Origin of the sequence: Streptomyces sp. NPDC090127 (assembly GCF_044746945.1) — a bacterium.
In the GTDB taxonomy this organism is placed as follows: domain Bacteria; phylum Actinomycetota; class Actinomycetes; order Streptomycetales; family Streptomycetaceae; genus Streptomyces.
Map to the genome: position 1 here is coordinate 177,320 of NZ_JBIVDE010000009.1, position 21,816 is coordinate 199,135.

Annotated in this window: 21 protein-coding genes and 1 tRNA gene; 16 read left to right on the top strand and 6 right to left on the bottom strand. The window is 72.0% G+C overall.

The genetic code is table 11. From position 1 onward, the window contains the following. From glp to ACIPPS_RS29425, 8 genes are all read left to right on the top strand, one after another. Positions 1-1,317 carry a gephyrin-like molybdotransferase Glp gene (glp, locus tag ACIPPS_RS29390; RefSeq protein WP_401438590.1) on the top strand — a complete coding sequence of 439 codons (1,317 nt, stop codon included), beginning with the start codon at positions 1-3 and terminating at the stop codon, positions 1,315-1,317. 57 nt (positions 1,318-1,374) lie between these two features. Then, positions 1,375-1,860 (top strand): cyclic pyranopterin monophosphate synthase MoaC, encoded by a 486-nt coding sequence (moaC, locus tag ACIPPS_RS29395; protein ID WP_401438141.1) that lies wholly within the window; start codon positions 1,375-1,377, stop codon positions 1,858-1,860. Positions 1,861-2,075: 215 nt separating this feature from the next. Then, positions 2,076-2,543: a molybdenum cofactor biosynthesis protein B gene (locus ACIPPS_RS29400; protein ID WP_401438593.1), complete on the top strand. Its 468-nt coding sequence runs from the start codon at positions 2,076-2,078 to the stop codon at positions 2,541-2,543. After that, positions 2,540-3,163, top strand: coding sequence for a GNAT family N-acetyltransferase (locus tag ACIPPS_RS29405; protein ID WP_401438144.1), 624 nt, complete (start codon positions 2,540-2,542; stop codon positions 3,161-3,163). The genes ACIPPS_RS29400 and ACIPPS_RS29405 overlap by 4 nt, the downstream gene beginning before the upstream one ends. Before the next feature lie 142 nt (positions 3,164-3,305). Then, positions 3,306-4,409: a gephyrin-like molybdotransferase receptor GlpR gene (glpR, locus tag ACIPPS_RS29410; protein WP_401438147.1), complete on the top strand. Its 1,104-nt coding sequence runs from the start codon at positions 3,306-3,308 to the stop codon at positions 4,407-4,409. Between the two features lie 96 nt (positions 4,410-4,505). Continuing rightward, positions 4,506-4,579, top strand: a tRNA-Ala gene (locus ACIPPS_RS29415). 323 nt (positions 4,580-4,902) lie between these two features. Next, complete coding sequence (locus ACIPPS_RS29420; protein WP_401438150.1) at positions 4,903-5,640, top strand: hypothetical protein; 738 nt, start codon at positions 4,903-4,905, stop codon at positions 5,638-5,640. 10 nt (positions 5,641-5,650) lie between these two features. Beyond that, positions 5,651-6,046: a hypothetical protein gene (locus tag ACIPPS_RS29425; protein WP_401438153.1), complete on the top strand. Its 396-nt coding sequence runs from the start codon at positions 5,651-5,653 to the stop codon at positions 6,044-6,046. Positions 6,047-6,139: 93 nt separating this feature from the next. Here ACIPPS_RS29425 and ACIPPS_RS29430 read toward each other — a convergent pair whose 3' ends face one another. Continuing rightward, a complete protein-coding gene (locus tag ACIPPS_RS29430) occupies positions 6,140-6,478 on the bottom strand; it encodes a hypothetical protein (RefSeq protein WP_401438156.1) in 339 nt (112 codons plus the stop codon). Positions 6,479-6,703: 225 nt separating this feature from the next. Continuing rightward, the gene (locus tag ACIPPS_RS29435; protein WP_401438159.1) at positions 6,704-7,180 is read right to left on the bottom strand and encodes a GNAT family N-acetyltransferase; all 477 of its coding nucleotides are present in this window, start codon (positions 7,178-7,180) and stop codon (positions 6,704-6,706) included. Between the two features lie 49 nt (positions 7,181-7,229). On the opposite strand from ACIPPS_RS29435, the gene ACIPPS_RS29440 reads away from it, so the two are divergent. Next, complete coding sequence (locus ACIPPS_RS29440) at positions 7,230-8,027, top strand: exodeoxyribonuclease III (RefSeq protein WP_401438161.1); 798 nt, start codon at positions 7,230-7,232, stop codon at positions 8,025-8,027. Between the two features lie 10 nt (positions 8,028-8,037). On the opposite strand, the gene ACIPPS_RS29445 is transcribed toward ACIPPS_RS29440, so the two are convergent. Then, entirely contained in the window at positions 8,038-8,655 is a 618-nt protein-coding gene (locus ACIPPS_RS29445; RefSeq protein ID WP_401438596.1) for a MerR family transcriptional regulator, read from the bottom strand. Positions 8,656-9,209: 554 nt separating this feature from the next. On the opposite strand from ACIPPS_RS29445, the gene ACIPPS_RS29450 reads away from it, so the two are divergent. From ACIPPS_RS29450 to ACIPPS_RS29470, 5 genes are all read left to right on the top strand, one after another. Beyond that, positions 9,210-10,799 carry a flavin-containing monooxygenase gene (locus ACIPPS_RS29450; RefSeq protein WP_401438163.1) on the top strand — a complete coding sequence of 530 codons (1,590 nt, stop codon included), beginning with the start codon at positions 9,210-9,212 and terminating at the stop codon, positions 10,797-10,799. Continuing rightward, positions 10,796-11,794 carry an alpha/beta fold hydrolase gene (locus tag ACIPPS_RS29455; protein WP_401438166.1) on the top strand — a complete coding sequence of 333 codons (999 nt, stop codon included), beginning with the start codon at positions 10,796-10,798 and terminating at the stop codon, positions 11,792-11,794. The genes ACIPPS_RS29450 and ACIPPS_RS29455 overlap by 4 nt, the downstream gene beginning before the upstream one ends. Further along, on the top strand, positions 11,791-12,672 hold the full coding sequence (locus ACIPPS_RS29460; protein WP_401438168.1) for an SDR family oxidoreductase: 882 nt from the start codon (positions 11,791-11,793) through the stop codon (positions 12,670-12,672). Before ACIPPS_RS29455 ends, ACIPPS_RS29460 begins: the two co-directional genes overlap by 4 nt. Positions 12,673-12,768: 96 nt before the next feature. Further along, positions 12,769-12,978, top strand: coding sequence for a hypothetical protein (locus ACIPPS_RS29465; RefSeq protein ID WP_401438171.1), 210 nt, complete (start codon positions 12,769-12,771; stop codon positions 12,976-12,978). Between the two features lie 207 nt (positions 12,979-13,185). After that, positions 13,186-13,725 carry a GNAT family N-acetyltransferase gene (locus ACIPPS_RS29470; RefSeq protein ID WP_401438173.1) on the top strand — a complete coding sequence of 180 codons (540 nt, stop codon included), beginning with the start codon at positions 13,186-13,188 and terminating at the stop codon, positions 13,723-13,725. Here ACIPPS_RS29470 and ACIPPS_RS29475 read toward each other — a convergent pair. Then, positions 13,671-16,979, bottom strand: a complete 3,309-nt coding sequence (locus ACIPPS_RS29475) for a S41 family peptidase (RefSeq protein WP_401438176.1) — start codon at positions 16,977-16,979, stop codon at positions 13,671-13,673. The genes ACIPPS_RS29470 and ACIPPS_RS29475 overlap by 55 nt on opposite strands. Before the next feature lie 217 nt (positions 16,980-17,196). Between ACIPPS_RS29475 and ACIPPS_RS29480 the strand changes: the two genes are divergently transcribed. Continuing rightward, a complete protein-coding gene (locus ACIPPS_RS29480) occupies positions 17,197-17,769 on the top strand; it encodes a TetR/AcrR family transcriptional regulator (protein WP_401438178.1) in 573 nt (190 codons plus the stop codon). A 127-nt stretch (positions 17,770-17,896) separates the two neighbouring features. After that, a complete protein-coding gene (locus ACIPPS_RS29485) occupies positions 17,897-20,089 on the top strand; it encodes an MMPL family transporter (RefSeq protein WP_401438182.1) in 2,193 nt (730 codons plus the stop codon). Between the two features lie 287 nt (positions 20,090-20,376). On the opposite strand, the gene ACIPPS_RS29490 is transcribed toward ACIPPS_RS29485, so the two are convergent. Together ACIPPS_RS29490 and ACIPPS_RS29495 are read right to left on the bottom strand one after the other, a co-directional pair. Continuing rightward, entirely contained in the window at positions 20,377-21,342 is a 966-nt protein-coding gene (locus tag ACIPPS_RS29490; protein ID WP_401438184.1) for an endonuclease/exonuclease/phosphatase family protein, read from the bottom strand. 63 nt (positions 21,343-21,405) lie between these two features. Continuing rightward, a complete protein-coding gene (locus ACIPPS_RS29495; protein ID WP_401438187.1) occupies positions 21,406-21,765 on the bottom strand; it encodes an SsgA family sporulation/cell division regulator in 360 nt (119 codons plus the stop codon). Positions 21,766-21,816: the final 51 nt, after the last annotated feature.

Consider the following 21,816-nt stretch of genomic DNA (forward strand, 5'->3'; position numbering starts at 1 on the left):
GTGTCCGGCGACGCCTGCGCGGGTCCCGCCCGTGGGCTGTGGTCGGTGGACGAGCACCTGGACGACATCCTGGGGGCGGTCGTCCCGCTCGAACCCATCGAGCTGCAACTCCCCGACGCCCAGGGCTGCGTCCTGGTCGAGGACGTCACGGTGCCCGTCGCGCTGCCCCCCTTCGACAACAGCTCCATGGACGGTTACGCGGTCCGGGTCGCCGATGTCGCCGGTGCCACCGAGGAGTTCCCCGCGGTCCTGACCGTCATCGGTGACGTGGCGGCGGGCGCCGGCGGCCTCCCGACCGTCGGTCCCGGCCAGGCCGCCCGGATCATGACCGGCGCCCCGCTGCCGCCCGGCGCCGAGGCCGTGGTCCCGGTCGAGTGGACCGACGGCGGTACGGGCGGGGGAGCGGCGAGCGGGATGCGCGCCGCCAGCGCCGACCCCGAGGGCGCGGGTGGCGAGGTCCGCGTCCACCGCGCCGCCGAGGCCCGGGCACACGTCCGCGCGCGCGGCAGCGACGTCCAGGCCGGTGACCTGGCCCTCGAGGCGGGCACGGTCCTCGGGCCGCCGCAGATCGGGCTGCTCGCCGCGATCGGCCGCGCCACCGTCCGCGTGCGCCCGCGCCCGCGGGTCGTCGTGATCTCCACCGGCAGCGAACTGGCGCAGCCCGGCGAGGAGTTGCGCGAAGGCCAGATCTACGACTCCAACAGCTTCGCGCTCGCCGCCGCCGCGCGCGACGCCGGAGCCATCGCGTACCGGGTCGGCGCCGTCACCGACGAGGCCGACACGCTGCGCGCCACCATCGAGGACCAGCTGATCCGCGCGGACCTCCTCGTCACGACGGGCGGGGTGAGCGTCGGCGCGTACGACGTCGTCAAGGAGGCGCTGACGGCCGAGGGCCAGTTCGAGGGCCAGGTCGACTTCCGCAAGCTGGCCATGCAGCCGGGCAAGCCGCAGGGGTTCGGGACGATCGGCCCGGAGCACACCCCCCTGCTCGCCCTGCCGGGGAACCCGGTCTCCTCCTACGTCTCCTTCGAGCTGTTCGTACGCCCCGCGATCCGGGCCCTGATGGGTCTGGACGAGCTGCACCGCCCCCGGTTCCGTGCCGTGCTGACCGCCGACAAGGCGCTGTCGTCCCCGTCCGGCCGCCGCCAGTTCCTGCGCGGGACGTACGACGCCGAGTCCGGCACCGTCACTCCGGTGGGCGGCGCGGGCTCGCACCTGATCGCCGCGCTCGCGCACGCGAACGCGCTGCTCGTCGTACCGGAGGAGACGACGGAGCTGGCGCCCGGCGCGGAGCTGGACGTGGTCCTCCTCGGCTGAGGAGGGCCTGGTGGCGGTACCGTGACTTCCCACACAGCGACCGGGAGTGTCACCGCCATGAGCACGCAGCAAGGTCTCACCCACATCGACGAGGCGGGGGCGGCCCGCATGGTCGACGTCTCCGCGAAGGACGTCACGGCGCGGACCGCGCGCGCCAGTGGCCGCGTCCTCGTCTCGCCGCGCGTGATCGAGCTGCTGCGGGGCGAGGGCGTCCCGAAGGGCGACGCGCTGGCCACCGCGCGGATCGCCGGGATCATGGGGGCCAAGAAGACCCCGGAGCTCATCCCGCTCTGCCACCCGCTGGCGGTCTCCGGCGTGACCCTCGACCTCACGGTCGCGGACGACGCCGTGGAGATCCTGGCGACCGTGAAGACGACGGACCGCACGGGCGTCGAGATGGAGGCCCTGACGGCGGTCTCCGTGGCGGCGCTGACGGTGGTCGACATGATCAAGGCGGTCGACAAGGGCGCGGTCATCTCCGACGTACGGGTGGAGGAGAAGACGGGCGGCAAGTCGGGCACGTGGACGAGGGCCGAGTCATGACGGCGACGACGGACGCCACCGGACTCGGTGTGCAGGCGCGCGCCGGGCGGGTGGGGGAGACGCACGGTCACGAGGGGCACGGGGACGAGGCGCACGGGCACGGGCGACACGGGCACGGGCCGCACGGCGCCAGGGGCGCGCTCCCGGCCGACGGGACGGCGCCCGCGGCCGACGCCCCCGGCGGCGGCGCCCTCCGCTCCCCGTACTCCGCCCTCGTGGTCACCGCCTCCAACCGGGCGGCGGCCGGTGTGTACGAGGACAAGGGCGGTCCGCTGATCGCCGAGGGCCTGACACGGATGGGCTTCACGGTCGACGGCCCGCAGGTGGTGCCGGACGGCGCGCCCGTCGAGGCGGCGCTGCGGGCCGGGGTCCAGGCCGGGTACGACGTCATCGTCACCACCGGTGGCACGGGCATCTCGCCGACCGACGCCACGCCCGAGGTCACCCGCCGCGTGCTCGACCAGGAGATTCCCGGCATCCCCGAGGCGATCCGCGCGTACGGCCGGGAGAAGGTGCCCACGGCGGCGCTGTCGCGGGGCCTCGCCGGGGTCGCGGGCGGGACGCTGATCGTGAACCTGCCGGGTTCCTCCGGCGGGGTCCGCGACGGCCTCGCCGTCCTGGAGCCGCTCCTGATCCACGCCGTCGACCAGCTCCGCGGCGGCGACCACCCGAGACCGTCATGATCCCGTCCTGGCCCGTGGTCCTCGCCGACGGTGACGTCGTGCTGCGGCCGATAAAACTGCGCGACCAGCGGGCCTGGCGCGAGGTGAACCGGCGTAACCGCGACTGGCTGCGCCCCTGGGAGGCGACGATCCCGCCGGCGGCGCCGGGGGCCCCGGTCGCGCAGCGGCCGACGTACCGGCAGATGGTCCGCCATCTGCGGGCGGAGGCGAACGTGGGCCGGATGCTGCCGTTCGTGATCGAGTTCCGGGGCGAGCTGGTCGGTCAGCTGACGGTCGCGGGGATCACGTGGGGCTCGATGTGCTCGGGCCATGTGGGGTACTGGGTGGACAGCGCGGTGGCGGGCCGGGGCGTCATGCCGTCGGCGGTCGCGCTCGTGGTCGACCACTGCTTCCGCAACGTGGGGCTGCACCGGATCGAGGTCTGCATTCGGCCCGAGAACCTTCCCTCGCGGCGGGTGGTCGAGAAACTGGGTTTCCGGGAGGAGGGGCTGCGTCCGCGCTACCTCCACATCGACGGGGCCTGGCGGGACCATCTCGTCTTCGCGCTCACCGCGGAGGAGGTCCCCGAGGGGCTGGTGCGGCGCTGGCACCGGGCGCGTCCGTCGTATCCCGCGCAATGAAATAAATGTTCGAATTCAATCAGCAGATGACCGCCAATCGATCTGAACAATCACAAAAAAGTTCAGTGATATCAGCCAGATCGTGCGACACACCGGGCCAATTGGCCGATGCCCTCCCGCGAACCCCTCTACGGTGTGAGGCGTGAGCAGCAGCGGCCTCATCTACGCAGTCATCGTCGGGGCCTGGGCCGCCTACTTGGTGCCGATGTGGCTCCGCAGGCAGGACGAGCTCAACGAGGCCCGTCCGACGGAACGCTTCAGCACCGCCATCCGGCTGCTGTCCGGACGGGCGGGAATGGAGCGCCGGTACGCCAAGGAGCTGAAGGACCGGGAGCCCGGCGTCGAGCCGGACGTGGAGACGGAGCATGTGAGCTCGGTCGACGTCCGGGCCTTTTCCGCGCCCGCGGCCAGGACGGAAGCCCGCCTCGAAGTCCCGGAGCCGGCGCCCGAACCGGCCCGGGCAGCCCCGGAACCGGCGCGGGCGATCCCCGAACCGGCGCGGGCAGCCCCCGGGCCGGCTTCCTCCCGACGCCCCTCCAAGGCGGCCGTCGAGCGGGCCCGGCGGAGCAAGGTCCTCGCCCGGCGCCGCCGGACGACGGTCGTCCTCTTCCTCGCCTTCACGCTCGGCGCGGTCGTCGCGGCGGTCGGCGGCCTGACGTTCCTGTGGGCGCCGGCCGTCCCGGCGGTGCTCCTGAGCGCGTACATCGTGCATCTGCGGACCACGGAGCGGCGACGCTTCGTGTACGTGATGGACCGTCGGCGCGCCGAGGCGGCGGCGGCCCGGCTGCGGGAGAACCGCCCGCGCCGCCCGGCCGCGCCCGCCGAGCCGGAGGAGGAGCCGGCCCGACCCGAACCCGAACCGTCCTCCGAGGTCTCCCCGCAGGAGGCCGGCCGCCGTGCGCTCGTCGAGCAGACGGACCACGCGGAGTGGGTGGACCAGCAGCGCGAGCGCGGCCCGGCCCGGGGCGACAGCTGGGAGCCGGTCCCGGTCCCGCTCCCCACGTACGTCACCGCCCCGGTCGCCCCGCGCGCCACGAGCGGCATCGACATCACGGACCCGGAGACCTGGAGCTCGGCCCGCTCCTCCACGGCGGCCACCGACGCGACCCCGCCCGCGGCCCCCGCCCCGAACCCGACGGCCCCCCGGCAGCGCTCCACACCGCCCCGCCCCCGCCGCGACCACGGCCGCACCCCGCTCTTCGACCAGTACGCGGACGACGACCGCCCCCGCGCGGCCAACGAATGACCTCGCTCGGGGCGGCGGTCCGTAGCCCCGGGTGACCTGCGAGGGAACGGATTTTTGTGTAGCCCGATCGGGATGCTAATGTTTCACACGTCGCAAGGGCCTGTGGCGCAGTCTGGTAGCGCACCTCGTTCGCATCGAGGGGGTCTGGGGTTCAAATCCCCACAGGTCCACAAACGACAGTTCGCGAGTAGCTCTCGGGAACGGTGACGAGATCCCGTTCGATCGAAAGATCGAGCGGGATCTTCGTCGTTTTCGGGGGCGGTCGTGCGCCGGTTTGGTAGGCGATCTTCGTACGGCTCTGGAGCGCCTGGTCAGGGGCGCTCGTGAACCGGACCTGGTGGATCATCACAAAGACGCCGGGGCTAGGGTGTTGCCAGGCGATCGTTCCACGGGGGTGGCGGACTGTGCTGGGCAGGTCACGCATGTGCGGATGTGGCCGGACGAGTGGTCCGTCCGCACACCGTCTCGCTGCGCACCGCCACGGGGGTGCGGTATGAGCGAGCTGTACACCGCTGAGAGCGACACCGAGGCCGGCGATACGCAGGGCGTCGCCGATCATGAGCTGCCGCCGGCCGCGGACGACGACCAGTCGCTGGAACCCGTCGAGCCGGACGATTCCTACGGAGAGCTCGATGAACCCCAGGATGCGTCAGAGGAGCCGGACCCGGTAGAGCCGGATGACGTGGATGGAGCCGACGCCCTGGAGTCGGCGGAGCCCATGGAGTCGGTGGAGCCGGATGAGTCGGTGGAGGCGACGGATCAGGTGTCGGAGGCGGTCTCCCATTTGGAGGAGCGCAAGCTGACGACCGATTCGGGCGAGGCCTTCTATGGGCAGGAAGACACCGAGATGCGGGACATGGCCTCCAAGCTGGAGCCCGAGGAAGGCACGTTCACTGTCGATCTGCACGGCACTCCGGACTCGGTCGAGGTCGACGGGCGAAGCGTCGATGCGAAAGAGCTCGCTGCCTATCTCGCGAGTGACACATCGGACTGGGACGGCGAGCCCATCAGATTGATGTCATGTGAGACCGGTCAGGGCGAGGAGCCGTTCGCGCAAGAACTCGCCGACAACCTGGGGGTTCCCGTCACTGCCCCGACGGAGCTGGCGTGGTCCGACGCCGAGGGGAACTCGTGGGTGGCTTCCGGCACGTTCGACGAGTATGGCGACATGCAGTCGACCTGGCCGCCTGATGGCGAGTGGGTCACGTTCCAACCGAACGACAAGAGCTGAGGGAGAAGCGGTGGAATTCAAGCGTGCGCGGTTGTTCGATGGTGTCGACCCGAAGTCGGGGCCGTACTTCGACGAGTCCAGGCCTCGCATCGCGGATCAGGCCGAGCGGGAACGCTTGCTTGGATTTCTCGCACACGGTGGTACCACCGTCGAGCGGGCGGCCGGTTTTGCTCCGGATCAGCTCGACGCGTCGAAGGGCAAGGTCGTTCCGATCTCGACGGTGACCGACGGCGTCTGGATCTGGGCACGGGCACAGGCCTACTACCTGGAACAGTATGGATATGGGCCGGACGCGGATTTCTACGCATACATCAAGTCCCGGGACTACCGCGCAGGTGAGCCGGAAGAGGGAACTCAGGTTGCCGCTCTGGAGTTTCTGCGCCGCAGCCGGAACGGTCGCTCCTGAACCGGACAGGTGAGGAGTATCCGCTTACCTGGCCGACTTCCACGTCGAAGGGGCAGGGGTGTCGGCCAGGTCGCATTCCGTGAAGTACGCGGCTCACGTCGCGCGGGTGATCCACCGCTGGAGGGCGCGGTGGGTGGGGTCGTCCAGGGTGCAGAGGGCGTCGATCGCGGCGAGGTCGCCCGGTAGCGGGGCGATGCCCGCCGTGGTGAGGGCCGCGTGCAGGTCCAGGCGGCGGCGGTCCGCCGGCTCCAGGGGGACGGACAGGCGGCTGGCCGGCGCGGGCGGGGGGAGCGGGTGGTCGAGGACGCCCGACATCCCGTAGGCGAGCCGCGGCTCCTCGGGGAGGTCGTCGAAGTACACGGCCGGGAACCGGTAGGGGTCGTACTCCGAGAGCGCGCTCGGGGCCGTGGGGAAAGACTGGAGCTCCGTCATGAGTGCCTCCTCAGTTGTCCTGCCACTGCCGGGGAGGACAGCGCGAAGGCCGGGGGCAGTTGCGATACGGGCGCATCTCCACCCGAATGCCGCATCACGGCCGGTCCGGGCGTGCCTGGCGGGTCCGTTGAGCAGGCCACAGTCGGTCCGGGCGGGTCTGTCGGCCGTTGAGTCGGTCTGTTTGTGTGTCGTTGAGCCGGTTTGCCCGCGGATCCTGAGCCGGTGCTACAGCGGCTTCGCGTAGCAGCGGCTGCTCTCGTACTCGCGGTAGTGGCCGAACTTGGTGCACGGCTCGTAGCCGCTGGAGGTGTACAGGGCGATCGCCTCCGGCTGCGCCGTGCCCGTCTCCAGGACCATCCGGGTGCGGCCCGCCGTCCGGGCGTCGTCCTCCAGGGCCGCCAGGACGCGGCGGGCCAGGCCCAGGCCGCGGGCCTCGGGGACCACGTACATGCGCTTGAGCTCGGCGTCGCCGTCCGCGTAGCCCTCGTCGTTCGCGTCCTGGGTGCGCCAGGCGCCGGACGCGACCGGGCGGCCGTCCGGGTCGTACACGACGAGGTAGAGGCCCTGCGGTGGTACGAACATCCCGGCGTCGAGCGGGGTGGCGTCGCCCTCGCCGTCGTAGCGGACGGCGTACTCCAGCATGACTTCGTCCTGGAGCTTCACCGCGTCGGGGTGATCGTAGGGGGTGGGGTGTATGTTCATGTGGGCAAGTGTATGGGTATGCGGGGGTGGGGGTCGGTACTCTCCTTGGATGCTCACTGTGACGACCGCCAATGTCAATGGACTCCGTGCCGCCGCCAAAAAGGGCTTCGTGGAGTGGCTCGCCGGGACCTCCGCCGACGCCGTCTGCCTGCAGGAGGTCCGCGCCGAGGAGGCCCAGCTCCCCGCCGACGTCCGGGCGCCCGACGGCTGGTTCGCCGCGCACGCGCCCGCCGCCGCGAAGGGGCGCGCCGGGGTGTCCCTCTACACCCGGCGTGAGCCGGACGCCGTGCGCGTCGGGTTCGGGTCGAGCGAGTTCGACGGCAGCGGCCGGTACATCGAGGCCGACCTGCCCGGCGTCACCGTCGCCAGCCTCTACCTGCCCTCCGGCGAGGTCGGCACCGAGCGGCAGGACGAGAAGATCCGTTTCATGGGCGAGTTCCTGCCGTACCTGAAGGAGCTCAGGGAGCGTGCCGCCGCCGACGGCCGCGAGGTCGTCGTCTGCGGCGACTGGAACATCGCCCACCGCGAGGCCGACCTCAAGAACTGGAAGGCCAACCAGAAGAACGCCGGCTTCCTCCCCGAGGAGCGGGCCTGGCTGAGCCGCGTCTTCGACGAGGCGGAGTACGTCGACGTCGTCCGCGCCCTCCACCCCGACCAGGACGGCCCCTACTCCTGGTGGTCCTACCGCGGCCGCGCCTTCGACAACGACAGTGGCTGGCGCATCGACTACCAGGTCGCCACCCAGGGGCTCGCCGCGAAGGCCCTCAAGGCGTACGTCGAGCGCGCCGCCACGCACGCGGAGCGGTGGAGCGACCACGCGCCCGTCACCGCCGTCTACCAGATGTAGTCCGCGTCGGTCAGGGTTCGCGCAGGCGGCGGTCCAGAGCCATCGACAGCTCGGCCTCCACCACGCTCTTCGCCAGCGGGCGCAGGCGCTGGAGGTCCTTCTCCGCCGCGTGCTCGCGCAGGAGTTCGGTGAAGAGGGCCGCCAGCGCTTCCGCGTGTTCGCGGACCGCCCGGCCCGCCTCCAGGACGGCTGCCAGCGGGACGCCCTCCTTCACCAGGGCGGCCGAGACGTCCAGCAGCCGGCGGCTGATGTGGACGATCGCGTCGCCGTCGGTGGCGAGGTAGCCCAGGTCGAGGGCGGCCAGCAGGTTCTCCGGGGTGACCTCGCCCGCGAAGTAGTCGGCCAGTTCCTGCGGGGTGAGCCGGACCGGTTCCTCCTCGGTCGGTTCGCCGAGGCCGAGGACCTCGCTGACGTCCTTGCCGCTCTCGAAGGCGGTGTTGAGGTCGGCGATGCCGTTGAGGGTGTGGCCGCGTTCGAGCAGGGCCGCGATCGTACGGAGCTTGGCCAGGTGGTGGTCGTCGTACCAGGCGATCCGGCCCTCGCGGCGGGGCGGTGCGATCAGCCCGCGCTCGCGGTAGAAGCGCAGGGTGCGCACGGTGATGCCGGCCTCGGCCGCGAGTTCGTCCATGCGGTACTCGCGTGCGCCCTGGGTGTCCGTGCGGTGCTCGCGTACGCCTCGGGTGTCCGTGCGGTGCTCGCGTACGCCTCGGGTGGCCGTGTCCGTGTCCGTGTGGTGCTCGCCCGCGCCTCGGGTGGCCGTGTCCGTGTCCGTGTGGTGCTCGCCCGCGCCTCGGGTGTCCGTGTCCGTGTCCGTGTGGTGCTCGCCCGCGCCTCGGGTGGACGTGTCCGTGTCCGTGTGGTGCTCGCCCGCGCCTCGGGTGTCCGTGCGGTGACCGCGCTCGCCCTGGGGCGGGTCGGCCGCGGCGGACCCCTCGGCCGCGCTCTTCGCCGTGCCGTCCGTCGCGTCCTGCGCCGCTTCCCTCACGGCTTCCTGTACGGCTTCCTGTGCGGCCTCCCGCACGGCCGCCTTCGCGTCTTCCGATCGTTCTGCCACGCCTGCCAGCCTATGTTGTACCGCCGGTAACTTTCCCTCGTCCGACCCCTACCGCTCGGTATGCCGCTGCTCTACAGTCCCGATTGTGCCAGTGATTGCTGGCGGGATTGTGGCGCACGGGAGGCGGCATGGTGAAGCACGAGCACGTACGCGTGGCGGTGATCGGATCGGGCTTCGGCGGACTCGGGGCCGCCGTCAGGCTGCGCCGCGAAGGGATCACCGACTTCGTCGTCCTGGAACGGGCCGACTCCGTCGGCGGCACCTGGCGCGACAACAGCTACCCCGGCTGCGCCTGCGACGTCCCGTCGCACCTCTACTCCTTCTCCTTCGCGCCGAACCCGGACTGGCCCCGGACCTTCTCCGGCCAGCGCCACATCCGCGCCTACCTGGAGCACGTCACCGACACCTTCCGGCTCCGCCCGCACCTGCGGCTGAACCACGAGGTGACCCTGATGCGCTGGGACGAGGACGAGCTGCGCTGGGAGATCGAGACCAACCAGGGCTCCTTCACCGCCGACGTCATCGTCTCCGCGACCGGGCCGCTCTCCGACCCGAAGGTCCCCGACATCCCGGGCCTGGCCGACTTCCCCGGCAAGGTCTTCCACTCGGCGCAGTGGGACCACGACTACGACCTCACCGGCAAGCGCGTCGCCATGGTCGGCACCGGCGCCTCCGCGATCCAGATCGTGCCCGCGATCCAGCCCCAGGTCGGCAGGCTCACCCTCTTCCAGCGCACGCCCCCGTGGGTGATGCCGCGCATGGACCGGGCGATCACCGGCGCCGAGCGCTGGCTCCACCGCACGCTCCCCTTCACCGGCACCGCGCGCCGGGGGCTGCTCTGGGGCATCCGCGAACTCCAGGTGAGCGCCTTCACCAAGCGCCCGGGCGAGCTCGGCCTCGTCGAGTCGCTCGCCAAGGCCAACATGGCCAAGGCGATCAAGGACCCGGCGCTACGGGCCAAGCTGACCCCCTCGTACCGCATCGGCTGCAAGCGGATCCTGCTCTCCAACGCGTACTACCCGGCGCTCGCCCAGCCCAATGTGGACGTCGTCGCCTCCGGGCTGCGCGAGGTGCGCGGCTCGACCGTCGTGGCCGCCGACGGGACGGAGACCGAGGTCGACGCGATCGTCTTCGGTACGGGGTTCCACGTCACCGACATGCCGATCGCCGACCGGGTGGTGGGCGCGGGCGGTGTCGCCCTCTCCGAGGCGTGGAAGGGCGGGGTGCAGTCGTTGCGCGGCGCGACCGTCGACGGCTTCCCCAACTGGATGACGATCATCGGACCCAACACGGGCCTCGGGAACTCCTCCATGATCCTGATGATCGAGTCCCAGCTGAACTACATGGCCGACTATCTGCGTCAGCTCGACGTCCTCGGTGGCCGCGCCGCGCTCGCCGCCCGGCCGTCCGCCGTCGGTGCCTGGAACCGCAAGGTGCAGGACCGGATGGAGCGGACCGTGTGGAAGGCGGGCGGCTGCGACAGCTGGTACCTGGACGCCAACGGCCGCAACACCACGCTGTGGCCGGGGACGACGGGGGAGTTCCGGCGCGAGACACGGCGGGTGGACCTCGCGGAGTACGAGGTGCTGAGGCCGTCGCAGGCGACGGTGTCGGCGGTCGACGGCGAGCAGGCGTCGGCGGTGGCCGAGGAGCAGGCGTCGGCGGTCGACGGCGAGCAGCCGCAGCGCACGGGGCGCAAGAAGGAGGCGGTGAAGTGAGCCGGCTCTTCGGATCGCCCGCACGCTCCGGTCCGGGAGCGCTGCCGTACGGGCGCGAGGTGATCGCCCTCTCCGCCGACGGAGCCCGTGTCCATGTCGAGGTGTACGGCCCCGAGGACGCCCCGGCCGTCGTCCTGGCCCACGGCTGGACCTGCTCGATCGCCTTCTGGGCCGAGCAGATACGGGACCTCGCCCGGGACCACAAGGTCATCGCCTACGACCAGCGCGGTCACGGCCGCACCCCCGCCCCGGTGGACGTGGCCGGCTACTCGACGCGGGCGCTCGCCGACGACCTGGAGGCGGTGCTCGGCGCGACCCTGGCCCCGGGCGAGCGGGCGGTCCTGGCCGGGCACTCCATGGGCGGCATGACCGTGATGGCGGCCGCCACGCGTCCGGCCTTCCGGGAGCACGCGGCCGCGGTGCTGCTCTGCTCGACCGGGCCGTCCCGGCTGGTGGCCGAGTCCCTCGTCCTGCCGCTGCCGGCGGGCGGGGCGCGGACCCGGCTGACGCGGGCGGTCCTCGGCGCCCGGGCGCCGCTCGGGCCGGTCACTCCGCTCTCCCGCAGGATCCTCAAGTACGCGACGATGGGCCCCGCTTCGGCGCCCGAGCGGGTCGACGCGTGCGCCCGGATCGTGCACGCGTGCCCGCGCCGCGCCCGGGTCGGCTGGTCGCGGGTGCTCGCGGGGCTCGATCTCGGCACGGGCGTACGGGACCTGACGCTGCCCGTGGCCGTGCTCGCGGGCACCGCCGACCGGCTCACGCCCCCCGTCCACTCGCGCGGTCTGGCGGCGGCGCTGCCGCAGTGCGTGGGTCTGGAGGAGCTGGCGGGCATGGGCCACATGACGCCGGTCGAGGCGCCGGAGGCGGTGACGGCGAGGATCAGGGACCTGGTCCGGACATACATCACGGCGGAGCGGAAGCCGGCGGAGCAGAAGCCGGCGGAGCAGAAGCCGGCGGAGCAGAAGTCGGCGGAGCAGAAGGAGGAGGCGGCATGAGCAGGGTCAGCCTGGAGGGACAGGTCGCGGTCGTCACCGGAGCGGCGCGCGGCGTCGGCGAACTCCTCGCCCGCAAGCTCTCGGCGCGCGGCGCGCGGATCGCGCTGGTCGGCCTGGAGCCGGAGGAGCTGAAGCAGGTCGCGGGCCGGCTGCACACCGAGGCGGACTGGTGGCACGCCGACGTCACCGACCACGAGGCGATGGCCCGGGTCGCGGACGAGGTCAAGGCGCGGTTCGGGAAGGTCGACATCGTCGTCGCCAACGCGGGCGTCGCGGCGGGCGGCCCGTTCGTGGACTCCGACCCGGTCGCCTGGCGGCGGGTCATCGAGGTCAATCTGATCGGCGGGGCGGTGACGGGACGGGCGTTCCTGCCGGTCCTGATGGAGTCGCGCGGCTACTTCCTGCAGATCGCCTCGCTCGCGGCCATGACCCCGGCGCCGATGATGACGGCGTACTGCGCGTCCAAGTCGGGCGTCGAGGCCTTCGCGCACAGCCTGCGCGCGGAGGTCGGCTACAAGGGCGTGAAGGTCGGCGTCGGCTACCTCTCCTGGACCGACACCGACATGGTCCGGGGCGCGGACCAGGACGACGTCATGAAGGAGCTGCGGCAGCGGCTGCCCTGGCCGTCCAACCGGACGTACCCGCTGGGCCCGGCCGTGGACCGGATCGTGGCGGGGATCGAGCGGCGCTCCCCGCACGTGTACGCCCAGTGGTGGCTGCGCGGGATGCAGGCGAGCCGGGGGTACCTGCCGGGGATCATCGCCGCGGTGGGCCAGCGCGAGATGAAGCGGTTCGAACCCCGCCTGGCCGGTGTCGCCAAGGGCCTCGTGGGCGCGGGAGGGGCCGCCGACGAGAGGGCGCGCACGGAGAGTATTTGATCGAAATGCGCGGAATGTTCCGCCGTGCCACGCTGGTCGAGGTCCACGGGGCGGTCCGCCCCGTCCCCCTCAACACCCGTCTAGGAGTGAACCTTCATGGGCATGCAAGACCAGTTCAAGGACAAGGCGAAGCAGGCGGCCGAGCAGTCGAGGCAGGCCGCCGAGCAGGCGAAGCAGCGCATGGGCAACGCGCGGGACGAAGCGTCCGAGCGTGCCTCCCAGGCCAAGGGCCGCCCCTCCGACGAGGAGCAGCGCCGGTCGCAGCAGGAGGCGCAGGACCGCTTCGACCAGGACTACGACGCCTGACGTCTGTCCTACGAGGACCCTGAAGGTCCCCTGAGAAGGCGCACCCGGGACGCCGGGTGCGCCTTCTCGCGCGTCCGCGTCCGGCGCGTCCGGCGCGTCCGGTGGTCCGGTGCGTCGCGAGCGTCCGGCGCGTCCGGTGCGAGCAAGCCGACGGATGCGGCCTAAATCACGGACCACGAGGGCGCCGCGCCGCGTACCGTGCCGGTCATGTCCGAACTGCAGCTGCTCCGTGCCGACCACGCGTCCGCGCTTCTCGCCTTCGAGCGGGAGAACCGGGCGTACTTCGCCGCTCATGTGCCCGACCGGGGCGACGCGTACTTCGAGGAGTTCGAGGGGCGGCACCGGGCGCTGCTGGACGAGCAGGCGACCGGCGCGATCCGCATGCACGTGCTCGTGGCGGACGGCGGCGAGGTGCTCGGGCGGTTCAACCTGGTCGACGTGGCCGACGGCGGCGCCGAGCTCGGGTACCGGGTCGCCGAGAAGGCGGCCGGGCGGGGCGTGGCCTCCGGTGGGGTACGGGAGGTGTGCCGGCTCGCCGTGGAGGCGTACGGGCTGAGCCGGCTGACCGCCGTCACCACCGTGGACAACACCGCGTCACGGATCGTCCTGGACCGCCTCGGCTTCGGGGCCGTCGGGAGCGTGACCCTCGACGGGCGGCCCGGTGTCTCGTACGAGCTCGATCTCGCGGCCCGTCACCCCGACCTCGGCGGGAGCTTCGGACGGGAGCGGTCCGGCACGTCGGCGTAGCCGGGCGGGGCCGCCGCCGGGGTCTGCGCCAGCAGGGCGAGCGCCACCTCGACCGCGTCGTCCAGCTGGGCGTGCCGGCCCTCCGCCCAGTCCAGCGGGGTGCGCAGGATCGCCAGGTCCGGGTCCACGCCCTGGTTCTCGACCGACCAGCCGTACTCCGGGAACCAGGCCGCGTTCATCGGCACCGTGATCTGCGTGCCGTCGCCCAGCCGGTGCCGGCCCGTCATGCCGACCACCCCGCCCCACGTCCGCTGGCCCACCACCGGTCCGAGGCCGAGCAGTTTGAACGCGGCCGTGATCATGTCGCCGTCCGAGGAGGTGGCCTCGTCGGCGAGGGCGACCACCGGGCCTCGGGGGGCGTTCGAGGCGTACGAGACGGGCTGGGCGTTGCGGGTCAGGTCCCAGCCCAGGATCTTGCGGGTGAGCTTCTCCACCACCAGCTCGCTGATGTGGCCGCCCGCGTTGCCGCGCACGTCCACGATGAGGGCCGGCCGGGAGACCTCCATCCGCAGGTCGCGGTTGAACTGCGCCCAGCCCGAGCCGCCCATGTCCGGGATGTGCAGGTACCCGCACTTGCCGCCGCTGATCTCCCGTACCACCGCACGCCGTTTGGCCACCCAGTCCTGGTAGCGCAGCGGCCGCTCGTCGATCAGCGGGACGATCGCGACCCGGCGCGCCCGCCCCTCGCCCGCCGCGGGCTGGAAGGTCAGCTCGACCGTCGTGCCGCCGGAGGCGGCCAGCAGCGGGTACGGGCCGGTCACCGGATCCACCGGGCGGCCGTCCACATGGGTGAGGATCGCGCCCTCCCGGATGCCGGTGCCCGCGAGCGGCGAGCGCGCCTTGGAGTCCGACGAGTCGCCGGGCAGGATCCGCTTGACCATCCAACCGCCGTCCCGGGGAACGAGGTTGGCGCCGAGCAGGCCCATCGCCCGCTGGTAGTGCGGCGGTCCCTCGTTGCGCCGGGCGGGCGTCACGTACGCGTGCGAGGTGCCCAGTTCGCCCATGACCTCGCGCAGCAGATCGGCGAAGTCGTCGGGCGTCGCGACCCGTTCGACGAGCGGGCGGTACTGGTCGAGGACGGCGGGCCAGTCGACGCCGCACATGTTCGGGTCCCAGAAGTAGTCGCGGACGATCCGGCCCGCCTCCTCGTAGGCGCCCCGCCACTCCGCCTCCGGGTCGACCTCGTGCAGGATCCGCCGCAGGTCGATGTAGACCGTCGAGTCGCCGTCCCCGGACTCCGTCGACGGCACCGCCCGCAGCTCGCCCTCGTCCACGACGACGAGCCGTGAGCCGTCGCCGCTGACCGCGAACCAGTCCAGGTGCTGCACCAGTTCGGTCTTGCGGGCCTTGGTGATGTTGAAGTACTCCAGCGTCGGCCGGCCGGTCGTGTCCGCCGGGTTGGCGAAGGTCTCGCCGAGCGCGCCGGAGATCGGCCAGCGCAGCCAGACCAGACCGCCGCCGTTGACCGGGTGGAGCGCCGAGTACTTGGACGCGGAGACCGGGAAGGGGGTGACCCGGTCCGCGAGCCCCTCCACCTCCACGATCGTCATGCCCTCGGCGCCCCCGGCCCCGCCCTCGGGCTCCACCTCCGCCGGGTCGAGCCCGCCCGCCGCGGGCCGCCCGTCGGGCAGCAGCGCGAACGGGGAGGGCGTCGCGGAGGAGAGCGGGACCAGGTACGGGCGGCAGCCCAGCGGGAAGGAGAGGTCGCCGGTGTGCACGTCGTACACCGGGTCGAAGCCGCGCCAGGAGAGGAAGGCGAGATAGCGGCCGTCCCGCGTGAAGACCGGGTTCTCGTCCTCGAAGCGGCCGTTGGTGACGTCGACGATCGCCCGGGCGCCCGGCCCCGCGATCCGCGCCATCTTGATCTGCCGCAGCGAACGCCCGATGCCCGGGTGCGACCAGGTGAGCCAGGTCCCGTCGGGGGAGAAGGCGAGGTCGCGCACCGGCCCGTTGATCGAGCGGATCAGCTCGGTCGCCTCGCCGTTGGACTCCTCCGTCGCGTCGAGGAGCAGCAGCCGGCCGTCGTGGGAGGCGATCGCGAGCCGCTCGCCGTCCGGGTCGGAGATCATCTCCTCGACCCGCCCCAGCTCGCCCACGGCCAGCCTGCGCGGCTCCCGCTCCCCGCTGGCCCGCGGCAGGTACGCGACCTCGATGGCGTCCTCGCCCTCCGCGTCCGTCACGTACGCCACCTGGCCGCCGCTGCCGAGCATCTCCGGCAGCCGGACCCGCACCCCTGGGGTGTCGGTGATCGTGCGGGCCGGGCCGTCGCGGTGGGTGAGCCAGTACAGGCTGCCGCGCACCGAGACCGCGCTCGCCCGGCCGGTCTCGTCGACGGAGAGGGCGTCCACGTGGTTGGCCGCCGGGACCTGGTAGGACCGCCGCCCGGCGCGCGGGCCCCCGAGCCGTACCTCCAGCTTGCGCGGGACGGAGTCCGGCACGGTCAGGTCGTCGACGATCCACAGGTCGCCCGCGCACTGGTAGACCACCCGCCGGCCGTCGCTGGAGGCGTGCCGGGCGTAGAAGGCGTCGTGGTCGGTGTGGCGGCGCAGGTCGGTGCCGTCGGGCAGGCAGGAGTAGAGGTTGCCGACGCCCTCGTGGTCGGAGAGGAAGGCGATCCGGCCGTCCACGAACATCGGCGCGTCGAGGTGGCCGCCGATGTCCGGCAGCAGCCGCTCCCCGTGCAGCCAGAGCCGCCCGGTGGCTCCGCCCCGGTACCGCTTCCAGGCCGCCGGCTCGTGCGGCGGCTTCCCGGTGAGCAGGAGCGTGCGCCGGTCCGGGCCGCCGGACGGGTCGTCGCCGTGGCCCTCGACGTCCGCGACGGCGATGTCGGAGACCGGGCCCCAGGGCATCCGCCCGCCGGGGGAGCCGTCGGTGGGGACGGTGTAGGCCCAGGAGTAGTACGAGAACGGCTGGCCGTGCGAGGAGACGGCCAGGATGTCGCCGTCCGGGGACCAGGAGCAGACCCGGGTGTCGGTCGAGCCCCAGTAGGTGAGCCGCCGCGAGGGGCCGCCCTCGACCGGCGCGAGATGGATCTCGGGGTCGAGGCTGCGCCAGGTCGTGTACGCGAGGTGGCGGCCGTCGGGCGAGAAGCGGGGGTGGCCGACCCGGGTCCGGTCGACGGTGACCCGCCAGGCCCGGCCGGGGCGGTGGCCGTCGGGCACGAGGGGTGCGACCCAGAGGTCGTCCTCGGCCGCGAAGCACAGCAGATCGTCGTGGAGGTGCGGGAAGCGGAGATACGCGGCGTCGTCACTCACCTCCTCATGCTTTCCGCGCGACGGGGGTGCGGCAACTCGTACGGGTGTATGGGTCCGGTGCGGCCGGGTGCGACGGGGTGGGCCGGGTGTGGTCGACGGGGCGTCGGCCGGTGGCCGCCGGTGTGGCCCAGGACACGTACGAAACGGTTTCGTTTCGCAGGGGTCCGGGGTATCTTCGTACTGTACGAAACCGTTTCGTTCGGATGGGAGACCGGTCATGGCCCGCAGCAGGCTCACCCCAGAGCGTGAGTCCGAGCTGTACGGAGCCGTGCTCGACCTTCTGGGCGAGGTCGGCTACGACGCCCTCACCATGGACGCCGTCGCGGCCCGCACCCACTCCAGCAAGGCCACCCTCTACCGCCAGTGGGGGAGCAAGCCCGAACTGGTCGCCAAGGCGCTGCGCCACAACAAGCCGGCCGGTCTCGACGAGATCGACACCGGCACGTTGCGGGGTGACTTCCAGGCGATCCTGGAGCGTACCGACGACTGCCAGATGGAGAAGGACTCCGCGCTGATGCGGGGTCTGGCCCATGCCGTCCACACCAACCCCGATCTGCTCCAGGCGCTGCGCGAGCTGTTCATCGATCCCGAGATGCGGGGCTTCGACGTGGTGCTGCGACGAGCGGTCGAGCGGGGTGAGGTCAGCGCCGGCAACCCGGCTCTGAAGCTCGTGCCGCACATGCTCATCGGAGCGTTCATCGCCCGGCCGCTGATCGAGGATCAGCCGGTCGACAACGACTTCCTCCGTGCCTACGTCGACGCCGTCGTGCTCCCCTCACTCGGCGCCTGACCCGCACCGGCTCCCCGGCCGGTACCACCGATACGTCCTCACCCGTACCTCCTGACGCTGCGCACCGCTCACGCCGTCGGGCCGGCTCCCCATGCCCTGTCCCACCACGAAATGGGAGTACGCCCCCGTGGCCACGTTCCTCTACAAGCTGGGTCGCTCCGCCTTCCGGCGCCGACGGCTCGTCGCCCTGCTCTGGGTGGCGCTGCTCGCGCTCGCCGGAGTCGGCGCCGCCACCGCGCCCGCCGCGACCTCCTCGTCCTTCTCGATCCCCGGCACGGAGGCCCAGAAGGCCTTCGACCTCCTTGAGCAGCGCTTCCCCGGCGGCAACGCCGACGGGGCCACCGCCCGCGTCGTCTTCAAGGCCCCCGAGGGGGGCAGGATGACCGACCCGGCCAACAAGGCCCAGGTCCAGGAGGTCGTCGGTGAGCTGAAGTCCGGTTCGGACCAGGTCGCCTCGGTCACCGACCCGTACACCGCCCAGGCGGTCTCCAAGGACGGCTCCACCGCCTACGTCTCCGTCAGCTACAAGGTCTCCGGCATGGAGCTGACCGACGCCACGCGCGAGGCCCTGGAGAAGACCGGTCACGACGCGCAGGGCCGGGGGCTGACCGTCGAGATCGGCGGTGACGCGCTCCAGACCATGCCGGAGACCGGCGCGGGCGAGATCGTCGGCGTGGTCATCGCCGGCATCGTGCTCGTCATCACCTTCGGTTCGCTGGTCGCCGCAGGACTTCCGCTGCTGACCGCGATCATCGGCGTCGGCATCGGCGTCTCGACGATCACGGCGCTCGCCAACGTCCTGGACCTCGGCTCCACCACCTCCACCCTGGCGATGATGATCGGCCTCGCGGTCGGCATCGACTACGCCCTCTTCATCGTCTCCCGCTACCGCGCGGAGCTCGCCGAGGGGCGGGAGCGCGAGGAGGCCGCGGGCCGCGCGGTCGGCACGGCCGGCTCGGCCGTCGTCTTCGCCGGTCTGACCGTCGTCATCGCGCTGGTGGGCCTGGCCGTCGTCAACATCCCGATGCTGACGAAGATGGGCTTCGCCGCCGCCGGCACGGTCGTGATCGCGGTCCTCATCGCCCTGACGCTGATCCCCGCACTGCTCGGCTTCGCGGGGTCGAAGGTCCTGGGCCGCAAGGAGCGCAAGGCGCCGGAGGCGAAGAAGACCGAGACCGAGGGCGTGGGCGTGGGTGCCAAGCCCAACATGGGCACCCGCTGGGCCCGGTTCGTCATCCGCCGCCCGGTCATGGTCCTGCTCGCCGGTGTCCTCGGCCTGGGCGCCATAGCCCTGCCCGCCGCCTCGCTGGAGATGGGCCTGCCGGACGACGGCGCCAAGCCCGTCTCCGCCACCGAGCGCCGGGCGTACGACCTGCTGTCGGACGGCTTCGGCCCCGGCTTCAACGGCCCCCTGATGGTGGTCGTCGACGGTGACAAGGCCGTCGCCGACTCCACCGCCGAGACGATCAAGGGCCTGGACGGCATCGTGGCGGTCATGCCGCCGACGCCGAACAAGGCCGGCGACACCGCGATGATCACGGTGATCCCGAAGGACCGCCCCTCCTCGGTCGCGACCGAGGAACTGGTCCACGACATCCGGGACGCCACCGGCGACAACGTCCTGGTCAGCGGCGCCACGGCGATGAACATCGACTTCTCGCAGAAGATGAACGACGCGCTCGTGCCCTACCTGGCGCTGGTGGTCGGACTCGCCTTCCTGCTCCTGATGGTGGTGTTCCGGTCCGTCCTGGTCCCGCTGAAGGCGGCTCTCGGCTTCCTGCTCTCGGTGGTCGCCGCCCTCGGTGCGGTCGTCGCGGTCTTCCAGTGGGGCTGGCTCGGCTCGCTGTTCGGCGTCGAGCAGACCGGCCCGATCATGTCGATGATGCCGATCTTCATGGTGGGTGTCGTCTTCGGTCTCGCGATGGACTACGAGGTCTTCCTCGTCACCCGGATGCGCGAGGCGTACGTCCACGGTGAGCGGCCCGGTGAGGCGATCGTGACCGGCTTCCGGCACAGCGCCCGGGTGGTGACGGCAGCCGCCGTGATCATGATCGCGGTCTTCTCCGGCTTCATCGGCATGACCGACCAGATGATCAAGATGATCGGCTTCGGTCTCGCCGTCGCCGTCCTCTTCGACGCCTTCGTGGTCCGGATGGCCATCGTCCCGGCGGTGCTCGCGCTCCTCGGCCACAAGGCGTGGTGGCTGCCGAAGTGGCTGGACCGCGCGCTGCCGAACGTGGACGTCGAGGGCGAGGGCCTGGCCACCGGGAACGACGCGGACGGGCCTCGTGGCCAGGACCGCGAACTGGTGAAGGTCTGAATCCTGACCGGTGAAGGCCTGAGCCATGACCGGTGAAGGCCTGAGCCATGACCGGTGAAGGCCTGAGCCTCGTGAACCCCGGGGCGTACCGCTCGAGCGGAGCGGTGCACCCCGGATCGCGGGCGGCTCCTTGAGCGGAGGAGTACGCCCGGCATCGCGCCGGAACCTGTGGGGACGGGGAGCCGACGCGGCCCTGCGCCGCCTTCGTGTCGTACGCGACACGGGGGCGGCGCAGGTGCGTTCGGGGGCGATGCGGGTGTGGCGCGGGTGCGTTCGGGGGCTGTGCCTCAGCGGGCGGTGACCGCCGGAGGAGTGATCGTCACGCTCTCGACGACCACGTGGTGGTCCGAACGCTCGGTGTCGGCGACCAGGCACCACCGCCGGGCCTCGCTGCTGAAGAGATAGTCGATCTTCCAGCCGCCGTTGTGGGTGGGTCGACCCGTACGGGCCGTCCCCTGCTGGTCGCACTCCTGGTATCCCGGGGTGCCCGCGCCCTGGGAGTACAGCCCGGCCGGCCAGATCCAGACGTCCTTGTTGCCCGGCCAGTCCGGCGGGCTCGCGTTGAAGTCGCCGCCGAAGACCACCTTCGGGAAGCCCGAGACGACCTGCTTGATCTCGGCGAGCTGGTCGTCCCGGTAGTCCCAGTCCGGGTGTTCCGGGTTGGCGTCCTTCGTCGACACGTGCACCGTGCAGAGCCGCACGTCGAAGTACGTCGCCGTGGCGCAGTGGAAGGGCGGGTTCAGCCCGGTCCACGGCTGGGTCGTCGGGTACTGCTGGGGTTCCGCCAGGCCGGCCTTGACGACGATCGCCGTACCGACGAGGTCGTTCGGGTCGGAACCGGCGCCGGTCGCGCAGGGGCTCGGCGTCCGTACGCCCTTCTGCGACCAGTGGTACGGCGCGAAGCTCCTGCTCCAGCCCGGACCGAGCTTGGCCATCAGCGCGTCGAGGCCGCTCGCGCACACCTCCTGGAGCAGGGCGGCCTGCACGTAGTGGCTCTGCACGTACTCCTTGACGACGTCCGCCTTCTGGTCGGCGGTGCCGGTGCCCGTGCACCCCCACCGCTCGACGCCGCACATGTTCCAGGTCATGACCTGGAGGTTCGTCCCCGGCGGTGGGGCGGCGACCGAGGCTGCCGCGGCGACGGAGCCGGTCGGGGCGCCCACGGCGGCCGGGGCGGCCGGGACCGCCTGCGCCGGGGCGCCGGACAGGGCCAGCAGAGTGCCGGCCAGCGCGCCCCAGAGTCTCTTCTTCACGTGGTTCCCCCTGATGTTCCCGATGTGCCCGTCGTGATCTTGAGGGCACTCCAGGAGGGAACTCTAGGGGGTGATCGACGCGGTCACGGCGTACGTGTGTTTGAGGAACCGCAGCAGGGCCGTGGTGTCGAACTGGACCACCGCGACCCCGTCCGACGTGTGGAGTTCGACGATCGTCTGCACCCGTCCGCAGGGCCAGACGCTGATGTCGCCGCGCCGGGTCGGGGCGCGCAGGCCCGTTTCGAGGAGGGCGCGGGGGAAGGACCACTCGACGTTGCCGGGGAAGACGAAGCGCACGGTGGCGGGGGCGAAGTCGGGGTCGTAGCGGAGGGCGACCGGGACGGGGCGGGAGAGGGGCGCGTCGCTGATGATCCGCCCTTTGGCGTGATCCTCGACTTCGCGGTCGTCCGCGGTGGAGAACATCGAGTCACTCCTCACAGTCGTCCTACTTATCCCCTAATGTCCCATATTTTG